The organism is Monashia sp. HAY1-5C (assembly GCF_056755255.1).
Genome location: NZ_JBPGXG010000178.1, coordinates 1 through 7773 on the forward strand (window position 1 = coordinate 1; position 7773 = coordinate 7773).

Here is a 7773-nt window from a genome sequence, read left to right on the forward strand (position 1 = left end):
TCCGTCGTCGGCAGCGTCAGATGTGTATAAGAGACAGGCCGAGGACAGGAACGCGATGCGGAGGGTCTCCATCGTCGCGCGGCGGTGCCGGTCGCTGACCTCGCGCACCGTCTCGACCTGGCGCCGCGCGCGACCGTAGGACACGAGCGTCGGCAGGCCACGGACGACGTCGAGGAAGTGGCCCGCGAGCGCGGCCAGTGCCGCCCAGCGCCGCTCGGTCGTGTCGGCGGTGGCGCGGCCGATGAGCGCGGCGAACAGCGGCAGCAGCGGCAGCGTCAGCGCGACGACGAGCGCGCTCGGCCAGTCGACGACGACGAGGGTGCCGAGGGCGACGACCGGAACGAACGCGGCGGTGACGAGCGTCGGCAGGTACCTCGACGCGTACGGCTCGACCGCGCTCGTGCCCGCGGTGGCGAGCGCCACGGCACGGCCGGGCTCGGGCGCCGTGTCGGCGTCGACCCGGCCCCAGTGGCGCAGCAGCGCGGAGCGCAGCGCCGACGACGCCGCCACGCCGGCCCACGCCGCGACGGCCTCGTTGCCGGCGGCGAGCCCGGCGCGCACGAGGAACAGCGCGCCGAGCCAGGTCAGCGGGCCGACGAGCCCGGACCCGTCGACGACGCCGACGACGACGGCCGACAGGGCGAAGGCGGTGGCGATCGTCGCGACGCCGCTCGCGACGCCCAAGGCGCCGAGGGCGAGGGCGGGCCTCCGGGCGGCGGGGACCACCCGGAGCAGCCGTGGGTCGAAGGGTCTCACGTCGTCGGCCCCTCAGGTACCGCTGGGAACGAGCGGAGCGTCCTCGGGAATGTGCTTGGTGGTCAAGCGCTTCCGGAACACCCAGTACGTCCAGCCTTGGTAGAGCAGGACGATCGGCGTGAAGACGAGCGCGACGATCGTCATGACCTTGAGCGTGTAGTCGGTGCTCGACGCGTTGTCGACGGTCAGGTTGAACGCCGGGTCGGTCGTCGAGGGCATGACGTTCGGGAACAGCACGAGGAAGTACGTCGCGACCGCCATGGCGATCGTCGTCGCCGTTCCGACGAACGCCCACCCCTCGCGTCCGGCGCGGTTGGCCGCCAGCGCGCCGAGCAGCGCCACCGCCGCCACGACCGTCGTGGCCCACGAGGCGACCTTGCCGTCGGTCACACCCAGCCACAGCAGCAGCACGACCGCCGCCCCCGCGGCGACACCACCGACCCGCTGGGCGATGACGCGTGCCTCGTGGCGGATCTGCCCGTCGGTCTTCAGCGCCACGAAGATCGCGCCGTGGGTGAGGAACAGCGCCACGAAGACGATCCCGCCGAGCAGACCCATCGGGTTGAGCAGGGTGAGGACGGTGCCGGTGAACTCCTTGTGCGCGTCGATCGGTACGCCGCGCACGATGTTCGTCAGCGCGACGCCCCACAGGAGGGCGGGCACGAGCGAGCCCCAGAAGATCGCCTGGTCCCAGCGTGCCTTCCACCGGGCGTCGTCACGCTTGTGCCGGTACTCGAACCCGAGGTTGCGCACGATGAGCGCGACGAGGATGACGAGCAGCGGCAGGTAGAAGCCGCTGAAGAGCGTGGCGTACCAGTGCGGGAAGGCCGCGAACGTCGCGCCACCGGCGGTCAGCACCCAGACCTCGTTGCCGTCCCACACCGGCCCGATGGTGTTGAGCAGGACGCGCCGGCGCTTCTGCGCGTCGGTCGCGTCGGACGCGTACCGCCGACCCCCCAGCACCGGTAGGAGCATGCCGACGCCGAAGTCGAAGCCCTCGAGGACGAGGTAGCCGGTCCAGAGGATGCCGAGGACGATGAACCAGAAGGTTGCGAGGTCCATGGGTGGTCACGCGCCTTTCAGTAGGCGAAGACGAGGGGTGCGTCCTCGTCCCGCTCGCTCGGGTCCGGAGGCTGCTCGAACGGCTCGGCACCTTTTCGGACGTAGTGGAGGAAGAGCTTGACCTCGACGACGGCCAGCGCTCCGTACAGGAGGGTGAAGACGACCATCGAGGTGAGGACCTCGCCGACGGACACACCCGGCGACACGCCGTGGGCGGTCGTCATGAGGCCGAAGACGACCCACGGCTGGCGACCGACCTCGGTGAAGATCCAGCCGAAGCTGTTCGCGAACACCGGCAGGAGCGGTGCCGCGATGCCCAGCCACACGAGCCAGCGCTGGGTCGGGGTGCGGCCCCTGCGGGTCAGCCACAGGACGGCGAGGGCGATGAGGGCCGTGGCGACGCCGAGCCCGATCATGAGACGGAACGTCCAGTACGTGGTCGGGATGTTGGGCGCATAGGCGGTGGACGCGTCGGCGACGAGCGGGTCGCCGGAGGCCCCGTACCGCTGGGCGTACTCGGCCTTGAGGTCGTTGATGCCCTGGACGGCACCGTCGAACGAGCCGGTGGCCAGGAAGCTGAGCAGGCCGGGAACCTCGATGACGGCGTTGGCGTGCGAGCCGTCGAGGGAGCCGACCGACAGCACCGAGAAGGGCGCGCCCTGACCGGCCGGGACCGAGTCGTAGAGCGCCTCCGCGGCGGCCATCTTCATCGGCTGGACCTCGGTCATGATCTTGCCCTGGACGTCACCGGACAGGGCGACGCCCGCCGCCGCGACGAGGCAGAACACGGCGGCCAGACGCGTCGCGCGCCGGTACATCCCGGCGTCCGAGCCGCCGGCCCCGGCCACCGCGGCCACCGTGGCCACTGCGGCCACACCGGCGGCCCGGCGTGCCTCGCGTCGCATCAGCCACAGCGAGACGCCCATGACGACACCGGCGCCGGTCATGTAGGCGGACAGCACGACGTGCGGGAAGGTGACGAGCTGCACCTTGTTCGTCAGGACCGCGAAGAAGTCGGTCAGCTCGGCGCGCCCGCTCTGGGGGTTGAACCGGAAGCCGACCGGGTGCTGCATGAACGAGTTGGCGGCGAGGATGAAGTACGCCGACAGCACGGTGCCGACGTGGACGACCCACATCGTCGCGGCGTGGAGCTTCTCGGGGAGGCGACCGCGGCCGAAGATCCACAGGCCGAGGAAGGTCGACTCGAGGAAGAAGGCGAGGAGCGCCTCGATGGCCAGCGGGGCACCGAAGATGTCACCGACGAAGCGTGAGTAGTCGCTCCAGTTCATCCCGAACTGGAACTCCTGCACGATGCCCGTGACGAGCCCGAGCGCGAAGTTGATGAGGAAGAGCTTGCCGAAGAAGGAGGCGAGCCGCATCCACTGCTCGTCGCGGGTGCGGACCCACAGCGTGTTGAAGACGGCGACGACGAGGGACATGCCGATGGTGATCGGCACGAAGAGGAAGTGGTAGACGGTGGTGATGGCGAACTGCCACCTGGCCAGGTCTGTGGCATCCATGGAGGCTCCCGACACGGAGAGACTGGCGAACTACATGACGTAGTAGAGGATACGACACCCTGTAGTACTACAGCACGTCGGGGAGGTGTTCGGCGTGTGAGGCGCGCCACGCCCGGCCGCACCGGCGAGGATGGGCCGCGTGGATGCACGCACGGTGACGGTGGACGGTTCCGGCGGTGGCGGACTCGTGCGCGTCGACCTCGACGCGGCCGCCCCGCCCTTCGAGCAGGTGCGCGTCGGCCTCGCCGACCTCATCGCGAGCGGGCGGCTCCTGCCCGGCGACCGCCTGCCCACCGTGCGTGGGCTGGCCACCGAGCTCGGCGTCGCCGCCGGCACCGTCGCCCGCGCCGTCAAGCAGCTCGAGGCCGCGGGTCTCGTCGTCACCGGTCGACGCGCCGGCACGACCGTCGCCACCGGGGCGCACGCCGGCGAGGTCGCCCTGGAGGCGCTCGCCGCACGGTTCGTCGCGGGCGTGCGCGACGCCGGGTTCGGCGAGGCGGACGCGCTCGACGCGGTGCGCCGTGCCTTCCGGCCCCCGGCCTCAGGCTGACCCGACGCCGGACTCCGTGGGCGTCAGCCTCGCCACGGCGATGGTGCGGCCCGCCTTCGTCTCGTAGTCGGCGAAGAACGGGTGGGTGGCGACGATGACGTCGTTCCACGCCGCGTCTCGCGAGGCGCCACGCAGCACCTCCACGGCGACCTCGTGGCGCTCGCGGCCCACCTCGATCGTCGCCGACGTGGCCGCACGCAGGTTGCGGATCCACTGCGGCTCGGCGTGCTGCCCGCCGGCGGAGGCCGCCAGGTAGTAGGCGCCGTCGCGGAGCACGTACCCGACGGGCACCGTGTGCGGCACGCCGGTCCTGCGGCCCGCCACGGTGAGCAGCAGGACGCGGCTGCCGCCCTTGGCCGTACCGCCGAGCCGGCCCCCGGTGCGCCGGTACACCCAGACGGCGACGGTGCTGCCGACCTTCCACAGACGCTGGCCGATCGATGCCATCGGGACCTCGCTCGCTCGCCGGCGTCCGGGCCGACCCGGACGTCCTCGCCTGAGTGAAGCACCGGTCAGGCCCTTCTCGGGACCGAATCGCGCGGAGGCCGACCCGTCGGCGGGGCGGTGGCAGCAGGCGCGTCAGGCCCTGGGACGCTCGTCGACGATCCGGCGGGCCTTGCCGATCGACCGCTCGATCGACCCCGGCGCGCGGACCTCGACGCGGCACGTCACCCCGACGTGCGTCTTGACCGCGTGCTCGAGGCGGCGCGCGACCTCGCGGGTCGCGTCCTCCGACAGGCGCTCGAGGGGCTCGACGAGAACCGTCAGCTCGACCATCCGGCCCGGCTGGCTCAGGACGCACTGGAAGTACGGCGAGAGCCCCGGCTCGGCGAGGACGTGCTCCTCGATCTGGGTCGGGAACACGTTGACCCCACGGATGATCATCATGTCGTCGGTGCGACCGGTCACCTTGGCCATGCGCCGCATCGAGGGCACGGCGGTGCCCGGGAGCAGCCGGGTCAGGTCGCGGGTCTGGTAGCGCAGCACCGGCATCGCCTCCTTGGTCAGCGACGTGAGGACGAGCTCGCCGAGCTCACCGTCGGGCAGCACCTCCTCGGTGACCGGGTCGATGACCTCGGGGTAGAAGTGGTCCTCCCACACGTGCAGGCCGTCCTTCGTCGTGGCCGCCTCCTGCGCCACGCCCGGCCCCATGACCTCCGACAGGCCGTAGATGTCGACGGCGTCCATGCCGGTGCGTCGCTCGATCTCCTGGCGCATCGACTCGGTCCACGGCTCGGCGCCGAAGATGCCGACCTGCAGGCTCGTCGCGGACGGGTCGAGACCGGCGCGTTCCATCTCGTCGAGGAGGGACAGGAAGTAGCTCGGCGTCACCATGATGACCCGCGGGCCGAAGTCCTGGATGAGCTGGACCTGTCGCTCGGTCATGCCGCCGCTGACCGGCACGACGGTGGCCCCGAGCCGCTCGACGCCGTAGTGCGCGCCGAGGCCGCCCGTGAACAGCCCGTAGCCGTACGCGACGTGGACGACGTCGCCCGGGTGGCCGCCCGCCAGCCGGATCGAGCGGGCCATGAGGTCGGCCCACGTGTCGACGTCGCGCCGCGTGTAGCCGACGACGGTCGGGCGGCCGGTCGTGCCCGAGCTGGCGTGGATGCGGACGACGTGCTCGCGCGGCACCGCGAACATCCCGAACGGGTAGTTGGCGCGCAGGTCCGCCTTGGTCGTGAACGGCAGGTGCCGCAGGTCCGCCAGCCCTCGCACGTCATCCGGGTGAACGTCCTTGTCCTCCAACGCCTTCCGGTAGTGCGAGACGTTGTCGTACACCCGCCGCACCGTCGCCTGCAGGCGCTCGAGCTGGAGCGTGCGCAGCTCGTCGACCGACAGCGTCGGGATCTCGTGGTCCGGCAGGGCGGGCCGAGGCCCCGGTGACTCCGTCGTCATGCCGCCCATTGTCACCCACCCCCGAACCGCAACACACCGAGCAGCTGCCAACCCGTCACGGGTACTCCGTGCGGAGCGGGCAGCTGCTCGGTGTGTTGCGGGGTGACGTGGCGTCCGGGTTGGGCGGACGCGCCGCGGCCGGGTCGGTGACGCGTCAGGCGCCGGCGTCGTCGTGGGAGTCGGCGCGCATCCGCTTGAGGAAGGTGCGGGTGCGATCGTGCTGCGGGTTGCCGATGACGTCCTTGGGCGCCCCCTCCTCGACGACGACACCGCCGTCCATGAACACGACGTGGTCGGCGACGTCCCGGGCGAAGCCCATCTCGTGCGTCACGACGATCATCGTCATGCCGTCGCGGGCGAGCTCGCGCATGACCCGGAGCACGTCGCCGACCAGCTCGGGGTCGAGGGCCGAGGTGGGCTCGTCGAAGAGCATGAGCTTCGGCTCCATGGCGAGCGCCCGCGCGATCGCGACGCGCTGCTGCTGGCCGCCCGACAGCTGCGCCGGGTAGGACCCGGCCTTGTCGGCCAGGCCCACCTGCTCGAGCAGCTGCTGGGCCCGCCCGCGCGCCGCCTTCTTGCCGACGCCCTTGACCTGGACCGGGGCCTCGATGACGTTCTCGAGGGCCGTCATGTGCGGGAAGAGGTTGAAGCGCTGGAACACCATGCCGATCTCGCGGCGCTGCGCGGCCACCTGCTTGTCGGTCAGGTGGTGCAGGTGGCCGTTCTCCTCGCGGAAGCCCACGAGGTCGCCGTCGACCCAGATGCGGCCGCCGTCGATCTGCTCGAGCTGGTTGATGCAGCGCAGGAACGTCGTCTTGCCCGACCCCGACGGGCCGAGGAGGCAGACGACCTCGCCGCGGTGGACGTCGAGGTCGATGCCCTTGAGCACCTCGTTGCCGTGGAAGCTCTTCAGGACGTTGAGCGCCCGGACGAGCGGCTGCTCCTCGTCGGTGCCCGGACGCCGCCGCCCCGGCCCGCTCGACGCGTCGGTGGTCGTGGTCGTGTCTGGCATCAGGCGCCTCCTGCCCCGGCCGGTCGCGCGAACCGCCTGTTGCTCGGTGCGCCGAAGCCGCGCCCGAAACGTCGCTCGAGGAAGTACTGGCCGACCATGAGCACCGACCCGACGACGAGGTACCACGCGGTGACTGCCACGAACGCCGGCATGATGAGCAGCGTCCGGTTGCCGATCGCGCTCGTCTGGTAGAAGAGCTCGGTGATGACCGGGATCGCCGACAGCAGCGAGGTGTCCTTGACCATCGCGATGGTCTCGTTGCCGGTCGGCGGCACGATGACGCGCATCGCCTGGGGCAGGACGATCCGCCGCATCGCCTGGCCTCGGCTCATGCCGAGCGCGGCCGCCGCCTCGTTCTGGCCCTGGTCGACCGACAGGATCCCGGCGCGGGCGATCTCGGCCATGTAGGCGGCCTCGGACAGGCCCAGGCCGATGATGCCGGCGAGGAGCGTGCTCGAGAACTGGTTGACGTTGAGCGTGAAGAACGTGAAGCTGCGGTCCAGGCCCATGAGCGAGGCGAGCTGCTGGCCGAACGGCACCCCGAAGTCGATGTGGCTGTAGAGGTAGCCGAGGCCGCTGCCGATCATCGCGAGGAGCACGAGACGCGGGATGCCGCGGAAGAACCACGTGTAGACGAACGAGACGCCGCGCAGCACCGGGTTGGGCGACAGGCGCAGGATCGCGACGAGGACGCCGCCGACCACACCGATGACCATCGCGCCGACGGTGCCGATGATCGTGCCCTTCCAGAGCCCCTCGAGGACGGGCGACTGGTTCATGATCTCGAGCGCCTTGGGGAAGTTCCAGCGGTCGTTGGTCAGGAACGAGCTGATGAGCATCGCGAGGAGCACGAGGATGACGACGAGCGCCACCCACCGGCCGGGGTGGGGCACCGGCCGCGCGTCGATGATGCCGGGGCGGTCCCCGGCCGCGGGTGCTGTCTCTTATACACATCTGACGCTGCCGACGACGGA

The 7773-nt window shown here is 71.1% G+C and carries 8 protein-coding genes; 1 reads left to right on the forward strand and 7 read right to left on the reverse strand.

Annotated features, from left to right (window positions below; all coding sequences use genetic code 11):
• From ACR9ZK_RS19605 to ACR9ZK_RS19615, 3 genes are all read right to left on the reverse strand, one after another.
• Window positions 1-756, reverse strand: a 756-nt coding sequence (locus ACR9ZK_RS19605; RefSeq protein WP_481343646.1) for an ABC transporter transmembrane domain-containing protein, incomplete at its 3' end; no start/stop codon positions are given.
• 12 nt (window positions 757-768) lie between these two features.
• Window positions 769-1818, reverse strand: coding sequence for a cytochrome d ubiquinol oxidase subunit II (cydB, locus tag ACR9ZK_RS19610; protein ID WP_481343647.1), 1050 nt, complete (start codon window positions 1816-1818; stop codon window positions 769-771).
• 17 nt (window positions 1819-1835) lie between these two features.
• Window positions 1836-3338, reverse strand: coding sequence for a cytochrome ubiquinol oxidase subunit I (locus tag ACR9ZK_RS19615; protein WP_481343648.1), 1503 nt, complete (start codon window positions 3336-3338; stop codon window positions 1836-1838).
• A gap of 139 nt (window positions 3339-3477) precedes the next feature.
• Here ACR9ZK_RS19615 and ACR9ZK_RS19620 point away from each other — a divergent pair, with 139 nt between their 5' ends.
• Window positions 3478-3888 (forward strand): GntR family transcriptional regulator, encoded by a 411-nt coding sequence (locus ACR9ZK_RS19620; RefSeq protein ID WP_481343649.1) that lies wholly within the window; start codon window positions 3478-3480, stop codon window positions 3886-3888.
• Here ACR9ZK_RS19620 and ACR9ZK_RS19625 read toward each other — a convergent pair.
• The 4 genes from ACR9ZK_RS19625 to ACR9ZK_RS19640 form a co-directional block, all read right to left on the reverse strand.
• Window positions 3880-4335, reverse strand: a complete 456-nt coding sequence (locus tag ACR9ZK_RS19625; protein WP_481343650.1) for a nitroreductase/quinone reductase family protein — start codon at window positions 4333-4335, stop codon at window positions 3880-3882. The two genes, ACR9ZK_RS19620 and ACR9ZK_RS19625, sit on opposite strands and share 9 nt — an antisense overlap.
• 132 nt (window positions 4336-4467) lie before the next feature.
• Window positions 4468-5787 (reverse strand): phenylacetate--CoA ligase PaaK, encoded by a 1320-nt coding sequence (gene paaK, locus ACR9ZK_RS19630; RefSeq protein WP_481343651.1) that lies wholly within the window; start codon window positions 5785-5787, stop codon window positions 4468-4470.
• Window positions 5788-5941: 154 nt separating this feature from the next.
• Window positions 5942-6799 (reverse strand): amino acid ABC transporter ATP-binding protein, encoded by an 858-nt coding sequence (locus ACR9ZK_RS19635; RefSeq protein ID WP_481343652.1) that lies wholly within the window; start codon window positions 6797-6799, stop codon window positions 5942-5944.
• Window positions 6799-7671: an amino acid ABC transporter permease gene (locus ACR9ZK_RS19640; RefSeq protein ID WP_481343653.1), complete on the reverse strand. Its 873-nt coding sequence runs from the start codon at window positions 7669-7671 to the stop codon at window positions 6799-6801. The genes ACR9ZK_RS19635 and ACR9ZK_RS19640 overlap by 1 nt, the downstream gene beginning before the upstream one ends.
• Window positions 7672-7773 lie beyond the last annotated feature (102 nt).

Bases quoted from the DNA above. Each gene is read 5' to 3' on its own strand.
- ACR9ZK_RS19625 (WP_481343650.1), bottom strand. From the start codon at position 4,335: ATGGCATCGATCGGCCAGCGTCTGTGGAAGGTCGGCAGCACCGTCGCC.
- paaK (WP_481343651.1), bottom strand. From the start codon at position 5,787: ATGACGACGGAGTCACCGGGGCCTCGGCCCGCCCTGCCGGACCACGAG.
- ACR9ZK_RS19635 (WP_481343652.1), bottom strand. From the start codon at position 6,799: ATGCCAGACACGACCACGACCACCGACGCGTCGAGCGGGCCGGGGCGG.
- ACR9ZK_RS19615 (WP_481343648.1), bottom strand. From the start codon at position 3,338: ATGGATGCCACAGACCTGGCCAGGTGGCAGTTCGCCATCACCACCGTC.
- cydB (WP_481343647.1), bottom strand. From the start codon at position 1,818: ATGGACCTCGCAACCTTCTGGTTCATCGTCCTCGGCATCCTCTGGACC.